The sequence below is a fragment of the Halorussus salinisoli genome (assembly GCA_005239435.1).
GTDB classification, from domain to species: Archaea; Halobacteriota; Halobacteria; order Halobacteriales; family Haladaptataceae; genus Halorussus; species Halorussus salinisoli.
Genome location: SZNP01000010.1, coordinates 64,114 through 86,272 on the forward strand (window position 1 = coordinate 64,114; position 22,159 = coordinate 86,272).

A 22,159-nucleotide genomic window follows, 5' to 3' on the forward strand; every position below is an offset into this window, starting at 1 on the left:
TTCCGAACGAATCTTTCAATGGCTCCTTCTGGAACTACGCTCGCCGAAACGCTCACTGCTCTCGAAACCGGAGGAGCGGCGGACGAACCCGTAACGGCGAGTGAGGTTGCCGAGGAACTCGGCTCTGACCGCCAGACGGCCCGCGACAGACTCGACGAACTCGTAGAGCGCGGCGACGTCGAAACCAAGGTGGTCGGAGACGACGTCCGCGTCTGGTGGGCCGTCGACCGGGGAGACCGAGACCGGGACCTCGCGCGATACGAGGCCGTCGTCGAGACCATCAACGACGGCATCTACGTCAAGGACGAGGAGAACCGATTCACGCTCGTCAACGAGACCTACGCGGAGATGCTCGGTTACTCACCCGACGAACTCGTCGGGCGCGACTCCTCGTTCCTCGTCAGCGAGGAAGTGATGGACGCCGCCGAACAACTGTACAGCGACCTCCGCACCGAGGACCGCGAGTCGAAGACTCTCGAAGCGACGATGGAGACGACCGACGGCGAGACGATAGAGACCGAAGCGAGCTTTGCACTCATTCAGGGCGACGACGAGGACGAGCGCGTGGGCGTCGTCCGCGACGTGACCGACCGGAAAGAGCGCGAACGTCGTCTCGAGCGGCAGAACGAGCGACTCGAGAGTTTCGCCAGCATGCTGGCCCACGAACTCCGGAACCCCGTCACCATCGGACAGATCTACGGTCGGCAACTCCCCGCGGACGACGCGCCGGAAGCGGTCGAGTACGTCACGGACGCGTTCGACCGAATCGAGGAGATGATAGACGTACTGCTGGTCCTCGCCCGCGGACGCGAGGCGGTCGGGGAATCGGCCCCCGTTCCGCTCGCAGACACGGCCAGAGAGGCGTGGGAGGACGTTGAAGCGCCCGACGCGACGTTGGAGGTGGCGACCGACCGCGTGGTGCGTGCCAACGAGACGTACGTCCGACACCTCTTCGAGAACCTGCTCGAAAACGCGGTCGAACACGGGGGTGCAGACGTTACCATCACGGTCGGCGACGTCCCGAACGACTCCGCGAGCGACGCGGATGGAGACTCGACGGACGAGTCCGTCGGCACCTCGGCCGGCCGAAGTGACGACGAGGCTCGTCGGGAAGCGACCCCGACTCACGGCGGCTTCTACGTCGCCGACGACGGGGAGGGAATCCCGCCGGAAAAGCGCGAGACGGTGTTCGAGGCGGGGTACACGACGGCGGAGTCGTCGGGCGGCACGGGAGTCGGACTGACGTTCGTCCGCGAACTGGCCGAGACGTACGAGTGGGAGTGTACGGTGGCCGAGAGCGACGCGGGTGGGGTGCGGTTCGAGTTCTCGAACGTCACGCTCTGTTCCGACGGGTGACGCCAGTTCCCGACGGAGACGCCACAGCCGAACCAGTAACTTATTTGTCTGCTCCGGGTCTCGGTTCGAACGTACACGAGTGATACCATGGACAGGAGAGCAGTACTCGGTAAGTCCAAGGCCGAACTCGTCATGGCACGAGTCGGACAGGTGATGGCCGCGAGCTACCTCCTCTTGCTCCTGCCGGTGCTTCCGGTCCTGCTCGCGTACGTCGTCCTCCACGAGGTGGTGGACCGGTTCACGGGTTCGACCGACGAGCGGCAGTACGAACCTCGAATCGGAACGCAGTCGCCCTGACCTGTCGTTTCCAGGGCACTCACGCGAACACCGCAATCGCCAGCGTTCCGTCTCGGTTGCGTCTCGCGCTCACGAGCGAGACCGACCCCACGCACTTCGTCGAGTCCTCCCTGCTGTCCGGTCGCCGACCTCGGAGCGAATCCTCGCTATCGAGGAGTCCGGCGCGTCGGGTCGTCCTTCCCTGGTGAACGTCGTCGCCCACCGACTAGCAACTTCAATTCATGCATATTTTTGAACCGCGAGTGTCATCCATCGGTATGAAACGCCGCCCGTTCCTCCACCTCGCGGCCGGCGCGGCAGCCGCGACTGCTGGCTGTGCCGGTACGTCCGACACCTCCGCGGAACCGACCCACGCGACCGCCTCGGGCACCGCCCCGACTCGGATGGCGGTCGCCGACGACTCCCCGGACGACGCGGCCCTCTCGGTCGCGGGCGTCGAGACGTTCGATTACGTCGTCCGACTCAACGACCTCGGCGACGACCCGGACGGCGGAGTCACTGCCGTCTCCGACCTGACCGACCGCGAGCGAGAGGTCGTCACCACCGCCATCGGCGGGAGGTACGAGACGCGCGACCCGCCGCAGTGGCTCCGCAAGTTCGCCAGCGGGACCCCGTTCGTGGAGCGCGACGGGACGTACTACCGACTCGAAAACACCTTCCCGACCTATCGCGTCACCGCCGAAACCGTCCCGCAGAGCGACGTGGCGGGCGAAGTCGCCAGCTACGACGCGTACGAACGCGCCGTCACCCACGACGGCTACGTCACCAGCGGTCTCCTGCGAATCGCCCGCCGGGAAGGCATCGAGTTGAGCTACGTCTGGCCGTCGCTCGACTCGTTCTTCGAGACCTACGACGCCGTCCGATACCAGGGCGAGGTCGTCTCCTTCTCGGTGGAGGCCACGGACCCCGGCCCACCGTACGAGATTTCGGCGACCGAAGTCCCGGTCTCGGAGGCGGTCGGCGGGTCGGTCTGGAACGCCGACGGGGCCTCCGAGCGGACCCGCGAACTCCTCGGGCGCGCGGGTCGGGCCAGCGGCGCGTACGGGTTCGACCGCGCGCCCGCGGACCTGCTCGAGACCCTCCAGTCCCACCAGTACGTCTACCTCGACGGCACCTTCTACACGACTTACGTCGAGAAGCGCGACCCGGTTCCGGTCTCGGTGGCGGCCGAGGTCCGGAACGGGCGACTCCACCTCGCGCTCCGCAACGACGCCGAGACTGAACTCCGACTGTCCAGCGGCGCACCCCGGCCGTTCGGCGTCGTCCGGTGTCGCCCGACGACCGACTCCGACGCTTCCGCTTCGACCCGTCTGCTCTGGACCGACGCCTACGCCGACAGCGACCACGTTCGCACCGACGACCGCAGAGTCGAGTTGGTGAACGACGTCGCGCTCGTCTCGACCGTCGCGCCCGGCGAGTCGGTCGCCGAGACCTACGCGGTCCCGGCCGACCTCCCGCCCGGCGAGTACGTGGTCGAGGGGTCGCTCGGCGTGCGAGGTGCCAGTGGCCAGGAGAACGACGACGGTTCCACGGTCCGATACCGCGTCACCTTCTCGGTCGCGTAGACGCCGCCCCGCCGTAGTTCGCCCTGCGATGGCAGGCCGACCTTCTCACAGTTTCACAGAGGGGAAACGAAAGCGCGAGAAACTACTCGTCCTCTGTTCGGTGGTCGAACACGCGCTTGACCTTCCCGACCTCGGTGCGGTCCACGACGCCTGGCCCGACGACCTCGATTTCGTCGGGTTTGACCTCCAGGGTCTCTTCGAGTTCCCGGCGGATATCGCGCTCCAGTTCGTCGTGAGTCCCCTCGTAACCTTCGTCGTACTCCACGGTGAGTTCCATCGTGTCGAGGTTCCCCTTCCGGTAGAGGTCGATGCGGTAGTGCGGCGCGACGTGCTCGATGTCCACCATGACCTCCTCGATCTGGCTCGGGTAGACGTTGACCCCGCGGACGATGATGAGGTCGTCGGTCCGGCCGGTCACGTTGTCCATCCGGACCACGGTTCGACCGCAGTCGCACTCCTCGTAGGTCAGCGAGGTCATGTCGCCCGTGCGGTATCGCAGGACCGGCAGGGCCTCCTTCGTGAGCGAGGTCAGGACGAGTTCGCCCTCCTCGCCCTCGGGCAGGACCTCGCCGGTTCCGGGGTCGACCACTTCGGGGTAGAAGTGGTCCTCCCAGACGTGAAGCCCGTTCTGGACCTCCTCGCACTCGATGGAGACGCCCGGTCCGATTATCTCCGAGAGACCGTACACGTCCACTGCGGTCACGTCGAGGGCCTCCTCGATTTCGTCGCGCATGGGGTCGGTGAACGGTTCCGCGCCGATGACGACCGTCGAGAGCGGGAGGTCCCGGGGGTCGATGCCGCGCTCCTCGGCGGCCTCCGCGAGGTAGAGGCAGTAGGAGGGCGTACAGGCCAACACGTCGCTCTCCAAATCCTGGAGCATGTCCAACTGCCGCGACGTGTTGCCCCCGCCGGTCGGGATGACGCAGGCCCCTAACTCCTCCACGCCGTCGTGGAAACCGAGACCGCCGGTAAAGAGACCGTAGCCGTAGGCGTTCTGGATGACCTGTTCGGGCCGAACGCCCGCGGCGTACAGCGACCGGGCCATCACCTCGCGCCAGGTAGCGAGGTCCTCGTCGGTGTAGCTCACGATTTTGGGCTTGCCGGTGGTGCCCGACGAGGCGTGAATCCGGCGCACCTCGTCGTGTTCGACCGCGAACAGGCCGTCTGGGTACTCGTCGCGGAAGTCCTCCTTGGTCGTGAACGGGAGTTTCGAGACGTCCTCGACCGATTCGACGTCCTCCGGCGAGACGCCAGCGTCGTCCAGCGCCTCGCGGTAGAACTCCACGTTCTCGTAGGCGTACTCGACCGTCTCGGCGAGTCGCTCGTCTTGCAGGTCTCGCAACTCCTCGCGCGGGGCGGTTTCGATCTCGCTGTAGCCCATGTTAGATACTATTTCGCAAGAGGGGGTCTAAACTGTTTGGTCGTTCGTGTCGGTTCTATCTCGTCGAAAGCCCTGCTCGGTCGCCGGATGGTTCAGAAGACGGACTGAACGACCACCAGAGAAACCGCGCTCACGACACCGAGCGTGAGCGCGAGGACCGCGAGCGGCCGAATCCCCGTGGCACGCAGGTCGCTCACTGCCACGCTGGTTCCGAGTCCCGCGAACGCCACGAGGAACGCCGAGCGGTAGGTCCGTTCGACGAGAGCGAGTTCGGCGTCGGTGAACACGCCCGCGCTGGCGAGGACGACCAGCGAGAGGAAGCCGAGGACGAACTTCGGGAAGCTATCCCAGAGACTCCGGAGGAAGGACGCGCTCGACTCGGACCCGGCCCTCGAACTCGCGTCGGCGTACAGAACCGAGTAGACCACGACCAGTCCACCCAGCAGGACGTTCCGGGCCAGTTTCGCCACGGTGGCCCACTGTCCGGCGACCTCCGAGTAGGCGAACCCGGCGGCCGTCACGGGGCCCGTGCTGAACATCGTCAGCCCCGCCCAGATGCCGAACACGCGGTCCGGGAGGTCGAGGGCGTGGCCGAGCGCGGGGTACGTGAAGAGCGTCAGGGCGTCGAAGAGCAGAATCGTGCTGGTCGCGTAGGCGACGTGGTCCTCGTCGGCCCGGATGGCTCCCGCGACTGCGACGACCGCCGAGACGCCGCAGACGCTCGCGCCCGCCGCGACCAGCGACCCGAGTCGGCGCTGGAGGTGGAAGCCTCGCGCGAGCAACTCCGCGACGGCGAGGGTGAAGACGACGACGCCGACGACCGTGACGAGCAACCTCGGACCGGCGTCGAGGAGAGCGTCGAGCGAGACGCGAACGCCCATCAGGACGATGCCGACCTCTAACCAGAGCGTGTAGGTTCCGACGCCGGGTTCGAATCTGGTCGGGACGCCGACGGTGTTGGCGAGGACGACGCCGACGAGAACCGCGGCGAGGAGCGCGGGAATCGGAGCGACCGCCGCGACACCGCGGGCGACGAGCGCGAGCGCGACGAGGAGTCCGAGACCGGGGAGGAGCCCGAGACCGGCGAGCAGTCCGGGTCGAGACCGAGGAGTTCGAGGCGAGTTCATCGTCAGAAGGCGACCCACGCCGCCGCGACCACGAGGTGGCCGACTACCACTGCTCGCCACCCTCGGTCGAGACCGGCCCACCATCGACTCGCCCGATCGCCGAGTTCGCGTAGTGACTCCTCGCCTGCCATTTCGTTCCGAACTGGAGTCTCGGCGGGTTAGGCTTTTCTGGTTCCGCGACGGCGTACCGCGGTCCGGGTCGGCGCAACCGGCCCACAACGGCAATTATTTCCTCCGAGACCCACACAGTCCACCCATGCGCGACGCCTACCTCGTCGGCGCGGCCCAGACCGACTTCGGGTCGTTCCCCGACGAAAGCTACCGGTCGCTGTTCCGCACTGCGTTCGAGGCGGCCCGCGAGTCGGTCCCCCACGGACTCGACGCCGACGACGTAGACGAGGCGGTCGTCGGCACCCTCGGCGTGGGTGGCCGACAGTTGGGTCTCTCGGGTCCGGCCGCGACCGAACACGTCGGTCTCCACGGCATCCCGACCACGCGAGTCGAGAACGCCTGCGCCGCGTCGGGGTACGCGGTCCGGCAGGCGGTGCAGGCGGTCAGGTCCGGGATGGCCGACGTGGTGCTGGCGGGTGGAGTCGAAATCATGACCGACACGTCCGGCGACGCCACGAAGTACTGGCTCGGCGTCTCGGGCGAGACGGAGTGGGAACGGCTCTCCGGAACCACGTTCGCCGGCGTCTACGCCCAGATGGCAGACGCACACATGGCCGAGTACGGCACGACCAGCGAGCAACTCTCGCACGTCGCGGTCAAGAACCACCGGAACGGCGCGAAGAACCCCCACGCCCAGTTGGGCTTCGAGTGTTCGCTCGAAGACGCCGAGAACGCTCAAACCGTGGCCGACCCCCTCACGCTCTACCACTGCTGTCCGACCACCGACGGGGCGGCCTGTGCCCTCATCGCCAGCGAGGACGCAGTGGCGGAGTACACCGACGACCCCATCCGAGTCGCGGGGGTCGGTGCCGCGAGCGACGCCGTGGGTCTCTTCCAGCGCGATTCGTACATCAGCATCGAGGCCTCCCGGCGGGCCGCCGAGACCGCCTACCAGCGAGCGGAAATCACCCCCGATGACCTCGACTTCGCGGAGGTCCACGACTGTTTCTCCATCGCCGAGATTCTGGCCTACGAGGACCTGGGGTTCTGCGAACCCGGTGAGGGCGGCGACCTCGCGGCGTCGGGCCGCACCGCACTCGACGGCGACCTGCCGGTCAACACCTCCGGTGGCCTGAAGTCGAAGGGCCACCCCATCGGCGCGACGGGGGCTGGACAGGTCGCGGAGGCGTTCGAGCAACTCTCGGACGACGCCGGAAATCGGCAGGTCGAGGGCGCGACCCGCGGCCTGACTCACAACGTCGGGGGAAGCGGCGGGGCCGCGGTGGTTCACGTCTTCGAGAAGGAGCGGGAGGTGGCAGAATGACGGACGCGACACGTCCCCCAACCGACGCCGACCCGAACATCGAGGCGGTCGGAGCCTACGCGCCGCGGTTCCGAGTTTCCGCGGAGGAATTCCAGCAGGCGTGGGGGCAGTTCCACGCTGCAGGAATCAACTCGAAGGCGGTCCCCGACGCCGACGAGGACGCCCTGACGATGGCTTACGAGGCCGCCGCGCGGGCGCTCGACGCGGCCGACCGCGCGGGCGCGGAGGTGTCGTTTCTCGCGTTCGCCTCCACGACGCCGCCGCTGGCCGAGGAGGACCTGACCGCCCGACTCGGCGGGATGCTGGCGGTCCCGTCCGGCGCGACCCGCCACGTCTTCACCGGCAGCACGCGCGCCGGAACCCGAGCGCTGGACGCCGCGCTCTCGGCCGGACCGTGGGAGCGCGAGGAATCGGAAGGCGGAGAGGGCGTCGGACTCGTCGTGGCCTCGGACTGCCCGCGCGGCGACCCCGACAGCGACGAGGACCACGCCGCCGGAGCGGGCGCGGCCGCGTTCGTCCTCTCGGCGTCGGGCGGTGACGGCGACGGCGCGGCGGTCCGCCAGTGCGCCGAGTACGCCGAGGAGTACTCCGGAACCAGATTCCGGCGCGCGGGTTCGGAAACCGTCGAAGGTCTCGGCGCGACCGGCTACGAGCGCAGGGCGTTCACCGAGACGCTGGCCGGAGCGGTCGAACAGTTGGACCTCGGCGACGAAGGCGAAATCGACGCTGCCGCGGTGCAGGCCCCGAACGGCAAACTCCCCTACCGGGCGGCGAGTACGCTCGGCGTCGATACCGAGACGATTCGAGCGGGCGCGACGGTCCACGATTTGGGCGATACGGCCGCCGCGAGCGTCCCGCTCGGGATTGCAAAAGCCCTGGCGGAGGGCGCGGAGCGCGTCCTCGCGGCGTCGTTCGGAAGCGGCGCGGGTGCGGACGCCCTGCTGGTCGGAAACAGCGATAGCGGGATTGCGGCCGAACTGTCACTTGACGACGGCGAGCAGGTCAGCTACGCCGAGTACCTCCGCAAGCGCGGCGAGTTGACCTCCGGACCGCCCGAGGGCGGCGGGGCTTACGTCAGCGTGCCCTCGTGGAAACGCACGCTCGACCAGCGTCACCGCCTGCTGGCCGGGAAATGCCCCGACTGCGGGGGCCTGAACTTCCCGCCAGAAGGCGCGTGCAACGCCTGCAAATCGCTGGTCGAGAGCTACGACGAGGTGAAACTGACCGGCGAGGGGCGCGTCGAGGCCGCGACGGTCATCTCGCAGGGCGGGGCACCGCCGGAGTTCGCCGAACAGCAGGCCCAGTCGGGTGATTTCGGCGTGGCCGTGGTCGCGCTGGAGGGTCCCGAGGGCGGCGAGGCGAGCGTCCCCGCGCAGGTCGTCGCGGCGGACCCGGAGGACGTGGCGATTGGTGATACCGTGGAGACGACGATGCGCCGAATCTACACGCAGGAGGGCGTCACGCGGTACGGGTTCAAAATCAGGCCGACGTGAGCGTTGCGAACGAGACCTGATCTCGAATTAGACGAGTCGCGGGCCCGCGGAGGCCGAGCAGGAACGTCTCGGAACACTCGCCGAGGGACAGGTGGATATATTTTAAACAACGGATTTTAATCGTTTAACGATTGTAATGGAGTCTTATACACTCGCCTGACCGTCGAATTGAAAAAGCACTTGCCGCCCACCTGCAACTGATTCCGGTATGTCCCGCGATTGGTCCTCGCTTGCGAGTCGCCTTCCCTCCGCCGTGCGACTCGTTGTCGCACTCGCGCTCCTGACGTGTCCGTTCTGGCTGTTCCCCCACGCGGGCGAGTCGACGCACGTCCACACCGCCACCGAAGTCACCTACGAAAACGAGCCTCGGACGTACCTCCGGGCACAGGGCGAACTCGCTCGACTCGACTGCTACGACCTGGGCGAACTCGACCGTGGGTGTCTCCTCGCGGCGTACGTCGCCCAGAATGGGCCGATAACCGTCAACTCGACCGCGTTCGGGTATCGATACGAGACCGGGACCGAGTACGTCGTCGTGGAGGACGACATGACGGACGCACCGTTCTACCGGCGCGTGGTGAACCAGACCGAGACGCGAGTCACCTACTCGCTGGAACGAGTCACACCGGAGACCATCCTCAGGAACACCTCGGTCGCCGAGAGTGACGTGTCACAGGAGGCGCGCAGAACCATCGACGGTGACACCGTGCGGACCCACGACCGACCGCTCGACGCGGCGGGACAGGTTGTTCGGTCGGACGGAAGTTACTACGTCGTCGAGTCGTCTCGACACGACCCCGAGCGGAGCGAACGCAGCGCGACGGTCTGGCGGGGAATCGCCTTCGCCGTCGGTCTCGCCATGCTTCACCGCCGGTAGAAGTACGGCACGTAGGTCGACTCCGAGCGGTAGCGTATGACCGAGAGATAAACGCTTAACCCCGCTCCGAACGCCGTTTCATCCGACATGAAGGACCTACAAGTCGCCGTACTCGGAGCGGGAACGATGGGCCACGGCATCGCACAGGTCTCGGCGATGGCCGGCCACGACGTGACGATTCGGGACATTGAGCGGGACCTCGTGGACGACGGTATCGCGTCCATCGAGGAGAACCTCCAAGGCGGCGTCGAGCGCGACAAAGTGACCGAAGACGAGAAGGCCGCCGCGCTCGACCGCATCTCGGGCACGACCGACCTCGCGGGGGCCGTCTCGGACGCCGACCTCGTGGTCGAAGCCGTCCCCGAGGACGTGGACCTCAAGAAGCAGACCTTCGAGGACGTGGAGGAGTCGTCCCCCGCGGACGCCGTCATCGCCTCGAACACCTCATCGCTCCCCGTGACCGAAATCGTCTCTGCGCTGGACGACCCCGGCCGAGGTATCGGCCTGCACTTCTTCAACCCGGTCCACATCATGCAGTTGGTCGAGGTCGTCGTGGGCGAGCAGACCGCCGACGAGACCGTCGCGTTCGCCACGGAGTTCGTCGAAGACGTCGGCAAGACCGCCATCGAGGTCCGGGACACCGCCGGGTTCGCCTCGTCGCGCCTCGGCGTGGCGCTCGGCGTCGAAGCCATGCGGATGGTCGAGGAGGGCGTCGCCAGCCCCCGAGACATCGACCAGTCGATGGAACTGGGCTACAACCACCCGATGGGTCCCGTCGAGTTGGGCGACGTGGTGGGACTGGACGTGCGCCTCGACATCCTCGAACACCTCCGGGAGGAGTTGGGCGAGCGGTTCCGCCCGCCCCAGATTCTGCGCCGGAAGGTCCGGGCCGGAAAGCTCGGCAAGAAGACCGGCGAGGGGTTCTACGTCTGGGAGGACGGCGAAATCGTCGGGACCTCGGGCGACTGGGGTGACGACGAATGACTGGCGAGAGCGGGGAAGGAGACGCGGAACCCGTCGGCAGTCCCGAAGCAGTCGCCGCGGAGTGCGAGACCGTCGAGGTGTCGGTCGGCGAGCAGGTGGAGAACGTCGCCACGGTCACGCTCTCGCGGCCCGACGCCCGCAACGCGCTGAACGCCCAACTCCGTGCCGAGTTGAAGGACGTGCTGGACGCCATCGAGGCCAGCGACGTGCGCGTGGTCGTCCTCACCGGGTCCGACGAGTCCGGCGCGTTCGTCGCGGGCGCGGACGTGACCGAACTCCGCGAGCGCGGCCCGCTCGAACAGCGCGAGGCCAGCAAGCGTCCCCGGGTCTACGAGTACGTGGACGACCTCGAACAGCCGGTCATCGGGGCAATCAACGGCCACGCGCTCGGTGGCGGGTGCGAACTCGCGCAGGCCTGCGACACGCGCGTCGCCCGCGAGGGAGCCAAGTTGGGCCAGCCCGAAATCAACCTGGGCATCATGCCCGGCGGCGGGGGGACGCAGCGCCTCCCGCGACTCGTCGGCGAGGGTCAGGCGATGAAGCTGATTCTGTCCGGGGAACTCGTGGACGCCGAGGAGGCCCACGAAATCGGTCTCGTGGACGAGGTTCACGACGAGGAGTCGTTCGAGGAGCGCGTCTACGACCTCGCCGAGTCGATGGCCGAGAAGAGCCCCCTCGCGCTGGAGTTCGCCAAGAAGGCCGTGAAAGCGTCGAGTCGGATGGAGTTAGATCAGGGCATCGAGTACGAGGCGGAACTGTTCGCTCACCTGTTCGCCTCCGAGGACAAGAACGAGGGCATCGACGCCTTCTTCGAGGACCGGGAACCGGAGTGGGAAGGGAAGTAGTTACTCCGACTCCAACTCGTCGGCCCGGTCCCAGTAACTTCGGAACACTCGCTCGCCCCAGTCGAGCGCGGCCTGCGTGTCGTTGAGAAGGATGCCCCGGAGTTCGCCGCCCTCCTCGTAGCCGATGAGTACGAGACCCTCGTTCTCCGTGGCGATGAGTCCGAACGGCAGGGTCTCGTCGGTTCGCCGAATCGATAGCCGTCCGGTAGCGAGCGCCTCCTCGAAGCGGTCGGCGTGTTCCTCGCGCAGGTACTCCACGACTGGGGCCTCCATCACGAGGTCGGCCGTCAGGCCCTCCGAGACCAGTTCCTCGTGGAAGAGGTCAACGTACTGAGGGAGGACGACCGGTACGACGCCGAACACGCTGTCGGCGCTCCGCACGAGTTCCTCGATGTGCGCCACCGGGCGAGTGGGTGCGTGTCGCTCCGCGAGGACGGTTTCGGCACCGAGTACGAGGTCGGTCGTGACCGGCGCGTCGTCCGGAAGCACCGACAGGAGCGACTCGTTGTCGGAGACTCCGGTCACGTGGGTCTCGAACTCCCGGTACCGGTCCGCGAGCAGGCGTCCGACGAGCGTGAGTCGCGTCCCCTCGTCGGTCTCGGCCACGAGTCCGTGGGCTTCGAGTTCCCGCACCGCCTTGTACACCGTCGAACGTGAGAGGTCCAACTCGTCGCGTAAGTCGCGCTTGCTCGTCGGACCGTCGGTCAACCGGTCGAGAAACGCCGCGCGCTTGACGACCGTCCTTATCACGTCGTGTAGCTCGGTGTCCTTCGTCATACGGTGTTCCGCAGTCGTATCAACTACTTACATTTCAACGCGAGCGACGTATTTGTTTCGGTACTTGTTCCTCGTCCGTAAACTTTACTTTTGTTTCGTCATTCGAAACGTGTTTCGCGACTCGAAACGTCACTCGCGTTTCCGAACGAAGTCTCGACGCCGAAACGGGTCCGGTCGATTACAGTAAAAGGTCTCGGTCATCTTCTCCCTTAGCGTACCGCCACCGAGGTTACACCGATGATAGGAAACCGAGACGACACGGGACCACCGAAAGCATCTCACGCGCGGGACGAGACGACCGTTAGCGCACAGGAGCTATGGGGCCTTCTCAGCGACCCGATTCGGCGACGACTCCTCAGCACGCTCGACCCCGAGGAGGGCCGAGTTACGCTCTCGGAACTCGCGGAGAAACTGGCCGACGAGACGCCCCCGGACCGAATTGCGATCCGATTACATCACGAGCATCTGCCCAAGTTGGCGGAGTACGGATTCGTGACGTACGATGCCGAGGAGAACGTCGTCGAGGCCGAAACCACGCCCGAGTGGGTCGAACCGTATCTCGACCTGTAGGGTCCCGACTACCGCATCAGTTCGCCGCCGTTGACGTTCAGCGTCTCGCCGGTGACGAATCCCGCCTCGCGCAGGAACGCGGCGGCCTCGGCGATGTCCTCGGGTTGGCCGAATCGTTCGAGCGGGATCCCGGCCATCTCCTCGCGCTTCTCTTCTTCGGTCCGGTCTGCGGTCATGTCTGTCTCGACGTGGCCCGGCGCGATGGCGTTGACCCGAACGTCGGGCGCGAAGTCCTCGGCGTGGCTCTTGGTCAAGCCGAGGAGTCCGGCCTTCGACGCGGCGTAGTGGCACTCGACCGGCGCGCCGGTGTAGGCCAGAATCGAGGAGACGTTGGTCACCGACGCGCTCGGGGAGTCCTCGGAGTCGCGGAGGTGCGGCAGGGCGGCCTTGGTCACGTTGAACGCGCCGTTGACGTTGGTGTCCATCACCCGGTCGAAGTCCGCCGGTGAGAGGTCCTCGGTGTAGACGTGTTGGTCGATGCCCGCGTTGTTGACGACGTGCGAGAGGTCGCCGAAGGCCTCGACCGTCGCGTCCACGAGGTCGGCGGCGGCCTCGGGGTCGCTCACGTCGGCCCGGACCGCGACCGCCTCGCTGTCGGTCTCGCGCTGGATGGACTCGGCGACCGACCGCGCCTTCTGGGCGCTGGACGCGTAGTTGATGGCGACGTCGTAGCCGTCGCGTGCGAACCGTTCGGCGATTGCTCGGCCGATACCCCGGGAGGACCCGGTGACGAGTGCTGCTGGCATACCCCAACGACGACCCGCCGGGACCTTGGCGTTTGTGTCTGGCGAGTACCGTGGGTTTCGGATCGGTCGGTCCGGGCGCGGAGACCGTCCCCTCGGACCTCGGCGTTTATCACCACTGGGCGTGATTCGCCAGGCATGAGCGACCGGAGAGCCAACTCCAAGGCCGATTCCTCGGCGTCCGACTCCCCGGAGGACCCCGAGTTGGAGGACCTGCTCGACGAACTCGAAACGCTGGAGGACACCGTAGACGACCCCGAAGAGCGCGAACAGGTGCGCGAGACGATGCGGGTCGCCCGGCGGGTCTCGACCCCGCGTGCGTTCGGCCGAGTCATCCGGGGGTTCGACCGCCACGACGCCGCCGAGGCGGCGGTCGGGAGTATCGTCTTCGGCGTACCGATGCTGGTCGAGGGTGGGACGCTCGAAGTTGGGGCGTTCCTCGCTACTCACCCGCTCGCGCTCGTCGGGACGCTGGTCGGGACGGTCGCGGTCGTCGTCGGCGTACTGTACGTGGCGGAGATTCAGCAGGTCGAGATTCATCAGCCGTTTTTCGGCTTGGTTCCCCGCCGACTCGCGGGCGTCCTCGGGATATCGTTCGCTACCGCGGTCGTCCTGATGACCGGATGGGGCCGCGTCGAGTGGACCGACCCGTGGCTCGCAGTCTGTCAGACAGCGGTCACGTTCGCGCCGATGGCGCTCGGCGGCGCGCTCGGCGACATTCTGCCGGGGTCCTGACGACCGAGGATTCGACGCCCGTGGGGCGACCCGTCAGCGGGCCTCGATTTCGACACAAAGTATATTAGCCTCGTGCGGGTATTGGTACCTGCTCACACAGGAATTTTGGTGAGACGTATGATAGAATGTCCACACTGCGGTTCAGATCTGAATCGGCGAACGAGGAGTCAGACGCGGCGAAACGGCGAACCTCTCGGCGGCAAATCGACCGGTTCAGAGCTAGTGACCTGTCCGGACTGCGACGAGATGATAGACGGGTTCTCGGCGCACTAACTCGGTAATCGCTCCTTTTCGGACTTGACGCGTCGGCACCGACGCGGACCTGCGAATCGACGACGCTCGCGTGACGCGACCGCAGTCGACCTACAGCGCCGACAGTGCTTCCTGGGCGTTCTCGACGGCGGCCTCCTTCTTCGCGGGGTAGGCCTCGACCTTCGCGCGGAAAGTGATGCCCTCGCCGAGTTCGGCCTCGCCGCGGTAGGCCGCCTGCTTGTCGAGGCGGAGGAACAGCGAGCAGTTCTCGTCCACGCGCTGGTCGAGTTCGTCGAGCAGGTCGGCTGAATCGGGGAGTTCGGCCACCTTCGAGAGGACCTGACGCATCTCGTCGGCGTTCTCAACGCGCGCCGACAGGACGAGGATGCGGTCGCCGTGGTGGCCCTCGCTGGTCGCGCGCTCGATTTCGAACTCGTCGGGGAGGTAGGTACGGAGGGCCTGCTCGACGCGCTTGTCGTCCTCGGTCGCGTAGCAGAACGCCCGCAGGTCGATGTAGTGGAACGGAACTTCGGCCATCGTGAGGTGGTAGGACCCCCGGACGGAAAAAGGCGTTTCGTTCGATACAGGACATCTCGACTGGCTCTGGCGACCGGTTTCGGAGCGCGTTCCGACTCTACCTGCCCCGCCTTTCCCCCGACGTAGTTACTAACGAGTTTGGAGCAACACGTCCGACTACAGTTCGTAGTCAGTACACTAACGTCGGACAACGAGAGTAGCGACGACTTACTCTTCGTCTTCGACGGCTTCCAGCGAGTCTTCGGGGATGCCGGTCTCCTGGCCGTCCTCGAAGCTGACGGTGTAGGTGCTGTCACCGAACATCGTGTCCATCACTTGGGTCACTTCGCCCTCCTCGCCGTCGTAGTCACTGTGTTCGTCGTGGAGAATGACGCGGTCTTCTTTCTCGAAGCTCATGCGTCGTGATAGCTTCGCGGTCGGTAAAAACGACCCGGTTCGACGTCGGACGCGGAGGAGCGTTCGGGTGACTTTCGTTACCGTGACGGTAAAGACTACATTTTAGATAAGAATAATATGAATCTGAGTTCGGACGTTTCAAACATCGAAAGACAACATAACGACACGCGAGTAAATATAATTAGATCTACGAAAATGGAAGCACTCTGGTCGGAATCGGTGCCGTACTGTTCCTGACGGAAACGCTCGCGCCTAGCCTGTTCGTCGCCGGGCCGCTGCCGTTCGTCTCCACGGTTCCCGGCGGATGGGGACGTTCGTCGGTCTCGGCCTCGGCGTGTACGTCTACGACCGATACGGGTTGAACGTCCCCGGGTCGTCGGGGGCGACGGCGGGACTCCAGCGACAGGACGTCGTCGCGTCCACGAACTGGTCGCCCGAAAACGAACACCAGATTCGGAAGTCGTTCGGCGTCGGTCTCACGACTGCTGGCGTCCTCGCGTGGGCGCTCTCGTCGGTCCTCGGCGTCGGCAGTCTCAAGCTACTCTGGTTGCTGGTCGCGGGAATCGGCGTCGTGATGGTCGCCCTGTCGTGGCGACTCTCCCGCGGTATCAAAGTTCTTCGCGGACGACACCGGTCTCTCGCCCGACGACGTGGAACGGCCGACCGAACCGAGTAGTCGGTCCGTGAGCGAGTAACGACCGTCTCGCTCTTCCGAAGCGCGACTCCTTTTCGCACATCTCTGCTGGCAAAATCCGCGGCCGAGTCGGTTGCGAGGTCGAGCGTTCGGCCGACCGAAGGCTTATTCGGTCGGCCGGACAATCGTCGTGGTATGATTTCGCACTCTCCACGCCGCAGTCCGTCGCCGCGCTGGCCGCAAGCCGTCGCCGTCACGTCGCCGCCGCGATGACCGCGGTGGACGACCTCTGGTATCTCGCCACGCGGGCCGAACAGCAGGCCGAGCAGACCCACCACCGACTGACCGACACCCACGACGAGTTCCTCGAACGGAGTCACGCCCGGCGGGTCTCTCGCCCACGATTTCGGACTCTCGCCGAGCGCATCGTCGAGTTCGGCGCACCGTACGGCGCACACTCGGTCGTCTACCGGCCCTCGGGCGAACTCCTGCTCGTCTGGCACGCGGGCGTCGACATGTGGGTCGTCCCGGGCGGCGAACCCGACCCCGGCGAATCGTTTCGGGAGGCCGCCGAGCGAGAACTCTCCGAGGAGGCCGGTGTCGAAGCGACCTACGACGGACTGGCGATGAACGTTCGCGTTGAGATTCGGTGCGACGACTACTCGACGTGGGGCGTCCTCCCGCTGTTCGAGGCCCGCGCCGAGGAGTCGACGACGCCGCGGCCCGACGACCCGGACGGCGAGATCACCGACGCCGGGTGGTTCGACGACCTTCCGGAGAACACCCGTGACCGAGAGGACCTGCTGGCGTGGCGCGAGTTCGCGCTGGAGTGACCACGGCCCCGCCGAAGCGACCCGACCATTCATTTCGAGGGTCGACGCTTATCTGTATAGCGTGCATTCCCTACGTTCTATGCCCGGCGTTCGACTTCCCTCGCTACTGCGTAGAGGATTCGGTACTGCAGACGGAGCGGTCGGCGGTCGGGGAGTGGAGAAGAATCAACGATGATGGACGACACGACAGAACTTCCGAGTGGGGTAGAACTCGAACGCGACGAGACGATGGGCTGTTATCGCGTCCGGTACGACCGGACCGACCAACCGGCGAGTATGGTCGTCGTGAGCGCAGTCGCCGCAGTCGTCGAGCGTGATCCGCTCGACCTCGAACCGCTACGAAGCGCGCTCGACCCCGACGCGATGGACGACCTCTTCGCCCAGACGCCCGGCGGGCGCGTCCGGAACTCGGGACGCATCGAGATTTCGCTGGCCGACCACCGAGTCGTGGTCGACGCCGACGGTGACGTCGAAATCTACCCGCCGGCGTGACTGGTCGGCGGTAGTGTCGAACGTTTCTGGTGGCGGTCGCTCTCACCGCCGGCGGTCGCGACAGTCGCCGTTCTATTCGTGGGAGACGCCGTCGCGCGACTCGGCTTTCATCCGGCGGAGCGCGGCCCGCGCGTTGCCGGCGTCGTAGCCGAACAGTACGTTCTCGGCGTAGGCCTCGGCGACCTCCGCGGCGTGAATCAGATTGTCTACGTCCACGTCCACCGCGTAGAGTTCGACGCTGAAGGGAACGTCGAGCAACTCCTCGAAGCCGCTGGCGATGGTTTCGAGCCAGTAGGTCGTGGTGTAGGCCATGTCGTAGAGCGGGACGACGAACTCGTCGACGTACTCCGAGAGCGCGTCCAGGTCCAGGCCCGCACGCTCGTAGAGGTGGCCCGGATACGGGTCGGGGTAGAGCGTGAAGTAGGTCTTGCCGGGAATCCGGTCGGCGGCCTCGGCCACGAACTCGGTGACGACTTCGGCACGCCACTCCGAGCGGTCTTCGAAGTCGCTCGTCTCGAACCGCTCCGTACATCGGTCGCAGTAACAGTACTCCGCGCGCGGGAACCCCACGTCGTCGAGTCGCACGTCGGGGTTCACTTCGGCACAGTCCGAGACGATTTCGAGGACCCCCTCGCGGTAGTCCTCGCGGGTCGGACAGACGTAGGCCCAGTCGAAGTAGGGTCGCTCGCGGGTCGCGCGTTCGCCCGCGTCGCTGACCGGCGCGAGGTCGGGGTTGGCTTCGACCGCGGCGTTGTCCCCGAAGCACGACACCATGTTCACCCCCTCGGCGACCGGTTCGGCCGACCGACCGGTCACGTCCTTGACTTCGTAGAATCCCGCGTCGAACTCCGGCCAGTCGAGTTCCTCCTCGTTGCGCGTGACGACGCCGAACATACCCGACGTTGGCGGGCGGACGGGGTAAGTGGTTCGCTCTCGGGACGGCGATTCGTCCGACTACGCGCGGTTACACCCCTCCGGCAGACTCGCGTTGGTCGAGTCAGGTTGCTGGACCGACTCGACAGACCAGTTCGTAGCCTCTCCTCTCATGACGAGTGCCTCCTCGACGGTGCCGTTCTCGACGGTGATGTCGGGTGGGTCCTCGCCAGCAGTCGGATCGAACGAGACGTCGCCAGCGGCTCGCTGGCCTAGCGTAGCGTTCTCACAGAGTATCGCGGCGTCGACGGTTATCCGGTCGATGGCGACGCCGGAGACGGTCTGGTTCCTGGTCCACTGACGCTCGATGGTCCGGTTTTCGACGTTCGGGTCGATGAAGTCGCCGCCGGGAACGTCGAGGACCGACCTGTTACGAATCACGAGTTTCCGGGCAGTCACGTTCTGGAGGCGGGCGCGTTCGAGGTCGAACCGACCGACCGTCACGTTCGGCAGGGTGACGTTCGTCCGGGTCCCGTTCGTCGTGGTGGCGTTGCGGACCACGACCTCGTCGATGGTCGCGTTCACCACCGTGGCGTTGCGGAGAAGCCACGTCTCGATGGTCACGTTGTTGAGCGACACCTTGTACTGGGCCGCGGCGTCCTGGCTTCGGTCGATCGGCCCGTCGGCGTGCTCGACGGCGGTATCCGGACCGGCATCGTCACCGACCGTACCGGCGTCACCGACCGTGCCGACGCCACCGACCGCACCGACCCCGGACAGCAGGACCAGCGCCGCGAGTGTCACTACAGAGAGTGGTCGTGAATGCATGTCTCGGACGTACTTCGACGCGTAAGATAAACGAAAACGACTGTTCTGACCGTTTTCCAGCGTAACGGACCGTTTCGTACCGAGTAGCCGTCACTTATCGGGAGCGTAGTGGAGGCTCGGTGAGCGGGGCCACTACTCGACGGCGATGTGGGCCGCGAGGTCCTCGCGGAGGATGGTGCCGCAGTACTCGCACCGAACGCCGTCGTCCAACACGTCGAACTCGGTCTCGACGGGTTCGTTGGCGTTCGTGATGCAGTTGTGGTTCGGACACGAGAGGACGCCGACCACGCGCTCGGGTCGTTCGAGGTACTGCTTCTCGGCGACTTCGTACTCGCGGATGATGTTGATGGTCGCCTCGGGCGCGATGAGCGACAGCACGTCCACCTCGTCCTGACTCAACTCGCGGTCCTCGACCTTCACGATGTCTTTGCGGCCCATCTGGTCGCTCGGGATGTTCATCCCGACGCTGACCGTCTCGCCCGCGGTTCCGTCGATACCGAGGATGGCGAGGACGTTCAGCGCCTGTCCGGCGCGAATGTGGTCGATTACGGTTCCTCTGGGAATCTTGCTGACGCGGAGTTGGTGGTCGCTCATTGGCCGTCCTCCAGCATCTGGTCGAGCAGCGCCATTCGGACCGGCACGCCGTTGTGGGCCTGCTCGAAGTAGGTCGCGTAGTCGGTGTCGTCGACTTCGGGCGCGATTTCGTCCACGCGCGGCAGGGGATGCATCACGGTCAGGTCGTCCTTGGCGGGTTCGAGCGTTTCGAGGTCGATACCGTACTCGCCCGCGATCTCCTGATACTCGTTCTCGTCGGGGAACCGCTCGCGCTGGATGCGAGTGACGTACAGCACGTCGAGCGAGGGGAGAATGTCGTCCAGTTCGGTGTGTTCGCGGACCATCGCGCCCGACTCGTGTAAGTCGTAGCGCACGCTCCGGGGGAGTTGCAGGCTCTCGGGGCTGACGAAGTGCTGGTCGGCGTCGAAGTTGGTCAGCGCGTGGGCCAGCGAGTGAACCGTCCGGCCGTACTTCAGGTCGCCCATGATGCCGATGGTGAGGTCGTCAAGTCCGGCGTTCTCCCGAATCGTGTAGAGGTCGAGCAGGGTCTGAGTCGGGTGGTGGCCCGCGCCGTCCCCGGCGTTCAGGAGGGGCACGTCTACGAACTCGCCGACCATCTTGGCCGCGCCCTGACTCGGGTGGCGCAGGACGAGCGCGTCGGCGTAGCCCTCGATGACGCGGGCGGTGTCGGCGAGGCTCTCGCCCTTCTTGACCGACGACGACTCGACGGTGCCCATGTCCACCGTGTCGCCGCCGATGCGCTTGATTGCGGTTTCGAAGCTCATCTTGGTGCGGGTACTCGGCTCGAAAAAGAGGAGTCCGAGTATCGCGTCGGCGTGACGGTCCCTGAACGCGGACGGGTCGGCGTCGAACTCGGCCGCGCGGTCGAGGACGTCCTCGATGTCCCCTCGGGAGAGTTGTTTTGCAGTTATTAGCTGGTCGTTCCGCATTGGTACTGTATGGGTACCGGACGCTCCTTGAATCTCTCGGACTGCGATTCGAATCGTGCGGAACGTGGCCGGTGGACGGACAGTCTGTACCCTACTCCGGCGACACCGACGGTCGGCGCGTCTCCGAATCCGCGGTGGACTTCCGGGGAGTACGTGGTAGCCTTAGAAGGCAGTAAAATGCGGGTCAAGAATATATTTTTATTTCTTTAACAATTATAAATATTCTTCCGTCCTCCGGCGGCGAGCCGTTCGGCGGAGGTTCGGATTCCGCCACGGTGGCCTCCCGACGCGAGGGTTTAAATCCGAGAACGGGACGAACCCCGTCCGGACGCCTCGCGCGGTTCCGGGCGCGGGCGGCGTGCGGGCAGTGCTCGCGCGCTGCGGAACCGCCAGTCCGACTAACCGGAAACGGCTGAGCCTTAAGATTCCCGCCGTCGGAGCTACGGGTATGCCGACTGCCTACGTCACCGCACCGCCGGAAGAAGCACCGGAAATCGCCGAAACGCTCGTCGAGGAACGACTCGCGGCCTGCGTCAACCGCTTCCCCTGCACGTCCGTCTACCGGTGGGACGGCGAGGTTCACCGGGACGACGAGGTGATCTTGCTGGCGAAGACCACCGAGGAAGCCTACGACCGCCTCGAAGCGCGGGTCGAGGAGCTACATCCCTACGACGTTCCCTGCATCGAACGATTCGAGGAAAGCGAGATGCTGGAATCGTTCGCGGAGTGGCGCGACGAGGAAGTCGATGGTGGGGTGGCCTGATGCGCCACGACTGGGGACCGTGGACGCTGGTCGTCGGCGTGTTCCTCGTCGCCGTCGCGGCGGTTGCACGGGGCGCGCTCCGACGACTTCGAGGGGGAGCGTAGCGACCGGTCAGTCCCGACTCCGACCGGTCAACCTCGACGCCGCAACTCGTCCAGCACTCCGAGCGTCGCCTCGGAGTACGATTCGTCCAGCACCACGTCGGCCGCATCCTTGGCCTTCGCGTCGGCGTTGGCGACCGCGTAGGACTCCCCGGCGACCCCGAACGTGGACACGTCGTTCTCCGAGTCGCCGATGGCGACGAACTCCTCGGGAGTGCGGTCCAGGAGCGGCGCGACCGACTTGAGTCCGATGCCCTTCTCGATGCCGGGCGGCTTGACGTGGTAGGCGAAACCGGTGTCCACGACCTCGAGTCCGTGTTCGGCCGCGAGTTCTTCCAGCGGGCCGAGTGGCTGGTCCCGAGCGACGGCGACCTCGGTCTCTCGCCACCGGTTCGTGAGGTCGGTCGGCCCCCAACCGAGGTCGTAGCCCGCCGCGACGTACTCCTCGGCGACCCGCCGGGCGGCCTCTCCGTCGCCGTTCCGGGTCACTTCCTCGCCCGAGAGGACGATACCGCCGTTCTCGGCGATGACGTTCTGCTCGATGTACATGAAGTGACAGAGCGAGACCGGATACGGGAACGCCTTCCCGGTGGCGACGACGACCGGCGCGTCCCAGTCGGGAAGCACGTCGAAGAATCGCGGGTCTACCGAGTCGTCGGGGCGGGTCATCGTGCCGTCGATGTCGAGGACGAGCGGCGGAACCATGGCTCACAGTCGGAGCGTCAGCCACAAAAAGCGGTCGTTCGGAGGCCGGTCAGCG

General features: G+C 66.1%; 27 protein-coding genes. 14 read left to right on the forward strand and 13 right to left on the reverse strand.

Annotated elements, in window-relative coordinates; all coding sequences use genetic code 11:
• Positions 1 to 18: 18 nt before the first annotated feature.
• Positions 19 to 1,356: a PAS domain S-box protein gene (locus tag E2484_RS22650; RefSeq protein ID WP_137287469.1), complete on the forward strand. Its 1,338-nt coding sequence runs from the start codon at positions 19 to 21 to the stop codon at positions 1,354 to 1,356.
• A gap of 87 nt (positions 1,357 to 1,443) precedes the next feature.
• Positions 1,444 to 1,653: a hypothetical protein gene (locus E2484_RS22655; RefSeq protein ID WP_137287470.1), complete on the forward strand. Its 210-nt coding sequence runs from the start codon at positions 1,444 to 1,446 to the stop codon at positions 1,651 to 1,653.
• Between the two features lie 19 nt (positions 1,654 to 1,672).
• Here the strand turns inward: E2484_RS22655 and E2484_RS22660 are convergent, their stop codons facing one another.
• On the reverse strand, positions 1,673 to 1,855 hold the full coding sequence (locus E2484_RS22660) for a hypothetical protein (protein ID WP_137287471.1): 183 nt from the start codon (positions 1,853 to 1,855) through the stop codon (positions 1,673 to 1,675).
• A gap of 55 nt (positions 1,856 to 1,910) precedes the next feature.
• Between E2484_RS22660 and E2484_RS22665 the strand changes: the two genes are divergently transcribed.
• The gene (locus E2484_RS22665) at positions 1,911 to 3,218 is read left to right on the forward strand and encodes a hypothetical protein (RefSeq protein ID WP_137287472.1); all 1,308 of its coding nucleotides are present in this window, start codon (positions 1,911 to 1,913) and stop codon (positions 3,216 to 3,218) included.
• Positions 3,219 to 3,300: 82 nt separating this feature from the next.
• Here E2484_RS22665 and paaK read toward each other — a convergent pair whose 3' ends face one another.
• The 3 genes from paaK to E2484_RS25865 all read right to left on the reverse strand — a co-directional run bounded on the left by paaK (position 3,301) and on the right by E2484_RS25865 (position 5,857).
• On the reverse strand, positions 3,301 to 4,599 hold the full coding sequence (gene paaK, locus E2484_RS22670; protein WP_137287473.1) for a phenylacetate--CoA ligase PaaK: 1,299 nt from the start codon (positions 4,597 to 4,599) through the stop codon (positions 3,301 to 3,303).
• Between the two features lie 92 nt (positions 4,600 to 4,691).
• Entirely contained in the window at positions 4,692 to 5,726 is a 1,035-nt protein-coding gene (locus tag E2484_RS22675) for a YeiH family protein (protein ID WP_137287474.1), read from the reverse strand.
• A 2-nt stretch (positions 5,727 to 5,728) separates the two neighbouring features.
• Positions 5,729 to 5,857 (reverse strand): hypothetical protein, encoded by a 129-nt coding sequence (locus tag E2484_RS25865; RefSeq protein WP_321112991.1) that lies wholly within the window; start codon positions 5,855 to 5,857, stop codon positions 5,729 to 5,731.
• Between the two features lie 125 nt (positions 5,858 to 5,982).
• Here E2484_RS25865 and E2484_RS22680 point away from each other — a divergent pair, with 125 nt between their 5' ends.
• From E2484_RS22680 to E2484_RS22700, 5 genes are all read left to right on the forward strand, one after another.
• Positions 5,983 to 7,161, forward strand: coding sequence for a thiolase domain-containing protein (locus E2484_RS22680; RefSeq protein WP_137287475.1), 1,179 nt, complete (start codon positions 5,983 to 5,985; stop codon positions 7,159 to 7,161).
• The gene (locus tag E2484_RS22685; protein ID WP_137287476.1) at positions 7,158 to 8,654 is read left to right on the forward strand and encodes a zinc ribbon domain-containing protein; all 1,497 of its coding nucleotides are present in this window, start codon (positions 7,158 to 7,160) and stop codon (positions 8,652 to 8,654) included. Before E2484_RS22680 ends, E2484_RS22685 begins: the two co-directional genes overlap by 4 nt.
• 208 nt (positions 8,655 to 8,862) lie before the next feature.
• A complete protein-coding gene (locus E2484_RS22690) occupies positions 8,863 to 9,531 on the forward strand; it encodes a hypothetical protein (RefSeq protein WP_137287477.1) in 669 nt (222 codons plus the stop codon).
• Between the two features lie 87 nt (positions 9,532 to 9,618).
• Positions 9,619 to 10,515: a 3-hydroxyacyl-CoA dehydrogenase family protein gene (locus tag E2484_RS22695; RefSeq protein WP_137287478.1), complete on the forward strand. Its 897-nt coding sequence runs from the start codon at positions 9,619 to 9,621 to the stop codon at positions 10,513 to 10,515.
• Complete coding sequence (locus tag E2484_RS22700) at positions 10,512 to 11,360, forward strand: enoyl-CoA hydratase/isomerase family protein (protein WP_137287479.1); 849 nt, start codon at positions 10,512 to 10,514, stop codon at positions 11,358 to 11,360. The genes E2484_RS22695 and E2484_RS22700 overlap by 4 nt, the downstream gene beginning before the upstream one ends.
• On the opposite strand, the gene E2484_RS22705 is transcribed toward E2484_RS22700, so the two are convergent.
• Positions 11,361 to 12,137, reverse strand: a complete 777-nt coding sequence (locus E2484_RS22705; RefSeq protein ID WP_137287480.1) for a helix-turn-helix transcriptional regulator — start codon at positions 12,135 to 12,137, stop codon at positions 11,361 to 11,363.
• A gap of 237 nt (positions 12,138 to 12,374) precedes the next feature.
• Between E2484_RS22705 and E2484_RS22710 the strand changes: the two genes are divergently transcribed.
• Positions 12,375 to 12,707, forward strand: coding sequence for a DUF7344 domain-containing protein (locus E2484_RS22710; protein WP_137287481.1), 333 nt, complete (start codon positions 12,375 to 12,377; stop codon positions 12,705 to 12,707).
• An 8-nt stretch (positions 12,708 to 12,715) separates the two neighbouring features.
• On the opposite strand, the gene E2484_RS22715 is transcribed toward E2484_RS22710, so the two are convergent.
• A complete protein-coding gene (locus tag E2484_RS22715; RefSeq protein ID WP_137287482.1) occupies positions 12,716 to 13,453 on the reverse strand; it encodes a 3-oxoacyl-ACP reductase family protein in 738 nt (245 codons plus the stop codon).
• A gap of 135 nt (positions 13,454 to 13,588) precedes the next feature.
• Between E2484_RS22715 and E2484_RS22720 the strand changes: the two genes are divergently transcribed.
• Positions 13,589 to 14,185 (forward strand): DUF2391 domain-containing protein, encoded by a 597-nt coding sequence (locus tag E2484_RS22720; protein WP_137287483.1) that lies wholly within the window; start codon positions 13,589 to 13,591, stop codon positions 14,183 to 14,185.
• Between the two features lie 363 nt (positions 14,186 to 14,548).
• Here the strand turns inward: E2484_RS22720 and E2484_RS22725 are convergent, their stop codons facing one another.
• Together E2484_RS22725 and E2484_RS22730 are read right to left on the reverse strand one after the other, a co-directional pair.
• Positions 14,549 to 14,974 (reverse strand): RNA-binding protein, encoded by a 426-nt coding sequence (locus E2484_RS22725; RefSeq protein WP_137287484.1) that lies wholly within the window; start codon positions 14,972 to 14,974, stop codon positions 14,549 to 14,551.
• A gap of 207 nt (positions 14,975 to 15,181) precedes the next feature.
• Positions 15,182 to 15,370, reverse strand: coding sequence for a DUF1918 domain-containing protein (locus E2484_RS22730; protein ID WP_137287485.1), 189 nt, complete (start codon positions 15,368 to 15,370; stop codon positions 15,182 to 15,184).
• A gap of 304 nt (positions 15,371 to 15,674) precedes the next feature.
• On the opposite strand from E2484_RS22730, the gene E2484_RS22735 reads away from it, so the two are divergent.
• The 3 genes from E2484_RS22735 (at position 15,675) to E2484_RS22745 (ending at position 17,329) form a co-directional block, all read left to right on the forward strand.
• Positions 15,675 to 16,046 (forward strand): hypothetical protein, encoded by a 372-nt coding sequence (locus E2484_RS22735; RefSeq protein WP_137287486.1) that lies wholly within the window; start codon positions 15,675 to 15,677, stop codon positions 16,044 to 16,046.
• A 227-nt stretch (positions 16,047 to 16,273) separates the two neighbouring features.
• The gene (locus E2484_RS22740) at positions 16,274 to 16,837 is read left to right on the forward strand and encodes an NUDIX hydrolase (protein ID WP_137287487.1); all 564 of its coding nucleotides are present in this window, start codon (positions 16,274 to 16,276) and stop codon (positions 16,835 to 16,837) included.
• 171 nt (positions 16,838 to 17,008) lie between these two features.
• Positions 17,009 to 17,329, forward strand: coding sequence for a HalOD1 output domain-containing protein (locus E2484_RS22745; RefSeq protein ID WP_137287488.1), 321 nt, complete (start codon positions 17,009 to 17,011; stop codon positions 17,327 to 17,329).
• Between the two features lie 72 nt (positions 17,330 to 17,401).
• Here the strand turns inward: E2484_RS22745 and E2484_RS22750 are convergent, their stop codons facing one another.
• The 4 genes from E2484_RS22750 to pyrB form a co-directional block, all read right to left on the reverse strand.
• Positions 17,402 to 18,223, reverse strand: coding sequence for a hypothetical protein (locus E2484_RS22750; RefSeq protein ID WP_137287489.1), 822 nt, complete (start codon positions 18,221 to 18,223; stop codon positions 17,402 to 17,404).
• Between the two features lie 60 nt (positions 18,224 to 18,283).
• The gene (locus E2484_RS22755; RefSeq protein WP_137287490.1) at positions 18,284 to 19,030 is read right to left on the reverse strand and encodes a hypothetical protein; all 747 of its coding nucleotides are present in this window, start codon (positions 19,028 to 19,030) and stop codon (positions 18,284 to 18,286) included.
• A 132-nt stretch (positions 19,031 to 19,162) separates the two neighbouring features.
• Entirely contained in the window at positions 19,163 to 19,624 is a 462-nt protein-coding gene (gene pyrI, locus E2484_RS22760) for an aspartate carbamoyltransferase regulatory subunit (protein ID WP_137287491.1), read from the reverse strand.
• Positions 19,621 to 20,535: an aspartate carbamoyltransferase gene (pyrB, locus tag E2484_RS22765; protein ID WP_137287492.1), complete on the reverse strand. Its 915-nt coding sequence runs from the start codon at positions 20,533 to 20,535 to the stop codon at positions 19,621 to 19,623. The genes pyrI and pyrB overlap by 4 nt, the downstream gene beginning before the upstream one ends.
• A gap of 448 nt (positions 20,536 to 20,983) precedes the next feature.
• Between pyrB and cutA the strand changes: the two genes are divergently transcribed.
• The gene (gene cutA / locus E2484_RS22770; RefSeq protein WP_137287493.1) at positions 20,984 to 21,298 is read left to right on the forward strand and encodes a divalent-cation tolerance protein CutA; all 315 of its coding nucleotides are present in this window, start codon (positions 20,984 to 20,986) and stop codon (positions 21,296 to 21,298) included.
• Between the two features lie 131 nt (positions 21,299 to 21,429).
• Here the strand turns inward: cutA and E2484_RS22775 are convergent, their stop codons facing one another.
• The gene (locus tag E2484_RS22775) at positions 21,430 to 22,104 is read right to left on the reverse strand and encodes an HAD-IIB family hydrolase (RefSeq protein ID WP_137287494.1); all 675 of its coding nucleotides are present in this window, start codon (positions 22,102 to 22,104) and stop codon (positions 21,430 to 21,432) included.
• Between the last annotated feature and the right edge of the window lie 55 nt (positions 22,105 to 22,159).

Bases quoted from the DNA above. Each gene is read 5' to 3' on its own strand.
- E2484_RS22680 (WP_137287475.1), top strand. From the start codon at position 5,983: ATGCGCGACGCCTACCTCGTCGGCGCGGCCCAGACCGACTTCGGGTCG.
- E2484_RS22690 (WP_137287477.1), top strand. From the start codon at position 8,863: ATGTCCCGCGATTGGTCCTCGCTTGCGAGTCGCCTTCCCTCCGCCGTG.
- E2484_RS22685 (WP_137287476.1), top strand. From the start codon at position 7,158: ATGACGGACGCGACACGTCCCCCAACCGACGCCGACCCGAACATCGAG.
- E2484_RS22710 (WP_137287481.1), top strand. From the start codon at position 12,375: ATGATAGGAAACCGAGACGACACGGGACCACCGAAAGCATCTCACGCG.
- E2484_RS22755 (WP_137287490.1), bottom strand. From the start codon at position 19,030: ATGCATTCACGACCACTCTCTGTAGTGACACTCGCGGCGCTGGTCCTG.
- E2484_RS22735 (WP_137287486.1), top strand. From the start codon at position 15,675: ATGGGGACGTTCGTCGGTCTCGGCCTCGGCGTGTACGTCTACGACCGA.
- cutA (WP_137287493.1), top strand. From the start codon at position 20,984: ATGCCGACTGCCTACGTCACCGCACCGCCGGAAGAAGCACCGGAAATC.
- E2484_RS22705 (WP_137287480.1), bottom strand. From the start codon at position 12,137: ATGACGAAGGACACCGAGCTACACGACGTGATAAGGACGGTCGTCAAG.
- E2484_RS22725 (WP_137287484.1), bottom strand. From the start codon at position 14,974: ATGGCCGAAGTTCCGTTCCACTACATCGACCTGCGGGCGTTCTGCTAC.
- E2484_RS22745 (WP_137287488.1), top strand. From the start codon at position 17,009: ATGATGGACGACACGACAGAACTTCCGAGTGGGGTAGAACTCGAACGC.
- E2484_RS22720 (WP_137287483.1), top strand. From the start codon at position 13,589: ATGAGCGACCGGAGAGCCAACTCCAAGGCCGATTCCTCGGCGTCCGAC.
- pyrI (WP_137287491.1), bottom strand. From the start codon at position 19,624: ATGAGCGACCACCAACTCCGCGTCAGCAAGATTCCCAGAGGAACCGTA.
- E2484_RS22655 (WP_137287470.1), top strand. From the start codon at position 1,444: ATGGACAGGAGAGCAGTACTCGGTAAGTCCAAGGCCGAACTCGTCATG.
- E2484_RS25865 (WP_321112991.1), bottom strand. From the start codon at position 5,857: ATGGCAGGCGAGGAGTCACTACGCGAACTCGGCGATCGGGCGAGTCGA.
- E2484_RS22650 (WP_137287469.1), top strand. From the start codon at position 19: ATGGCTCCTTCTGGAACTACGCTCGCCGAAACGCTCACTGCTCTCGAA.
- E2484_RS22775 (WP_137287494.1), bottom strand. From the start codon at position 22,104: ATGGTTCCGCCGCTCGTCCTCGACATCGACGGCACGATGACCCGCCCC.
- E2484_RS22675 (WP_137287474.1), bottom strand. From the start codon at position 5,726: ATGAACTCGCCTCGAACTCCTCGGTCTCGACCCGGACTGCTCGCCGGT.
- paaK (WP_137287473.1), bottom strand. From the start codon at position 4,599: ATGGGCTACAGCGAGATCGAAACCGCCCCGCGCGAGGAGTTGCGAGAC.
- E2484_RS22695 (WP_137287478.1), top strand. From the start codon at position 9,619: ATGAAGGACCTACAAGTCGCCGTACTCGGAGCGGGAACGATGGGCCAC.
- E2484_RS22700 (WP_137287479.1), top strand. From the start codon at position 10,512: ATGACTGGCGAGAGCGGGGAAGGAGACGCGGAACCCGTCGGCAGTCCC.
- E2484_RS22715 (WP_137287482.1), bottom strand. From the start codon at position 13,453: ATGCCAGCAGCACTCGTCACCGGGTCCTCCCGGGGTATCGGCCGAGCA.
- E2484_RS22740 (WP_137287487.1), top strand. From the start codon at position 16,274: ATGACCGCGGTGGACGACCTCTGGTATCTCGCCACGCGGGCCGAACAG.
- pyrB (WP_137287492.1), bottom strand. From the start codon at position 20,535: ATGCGGAACGACCAGCTAATAACTGCAAAACAACTCTCCCGAGGGGAC.
- E2484_RS22750 (WP_137287489.1), bottom strand. From the start codon at position 18,223: ATGTTCGGCGTCGTCACGCGCAACGAGGAGGAACTCGACTGGCCGGAG.
- E2484_RS22730 (WP_137287485.1), bottom strand. From the start codon at position 15,370: ATGAGCTTCGAGAAAGAAGACCGCGTCATTCTCCACGACGAACACAGT.
- E2484_RS22665 (WP_137287472.1), top strand. From the start codon at position 1,911: ATGAAACGCCGCCCGTTCCTCCACCTCGCGGCCGGCGCGGCAGCCGCG.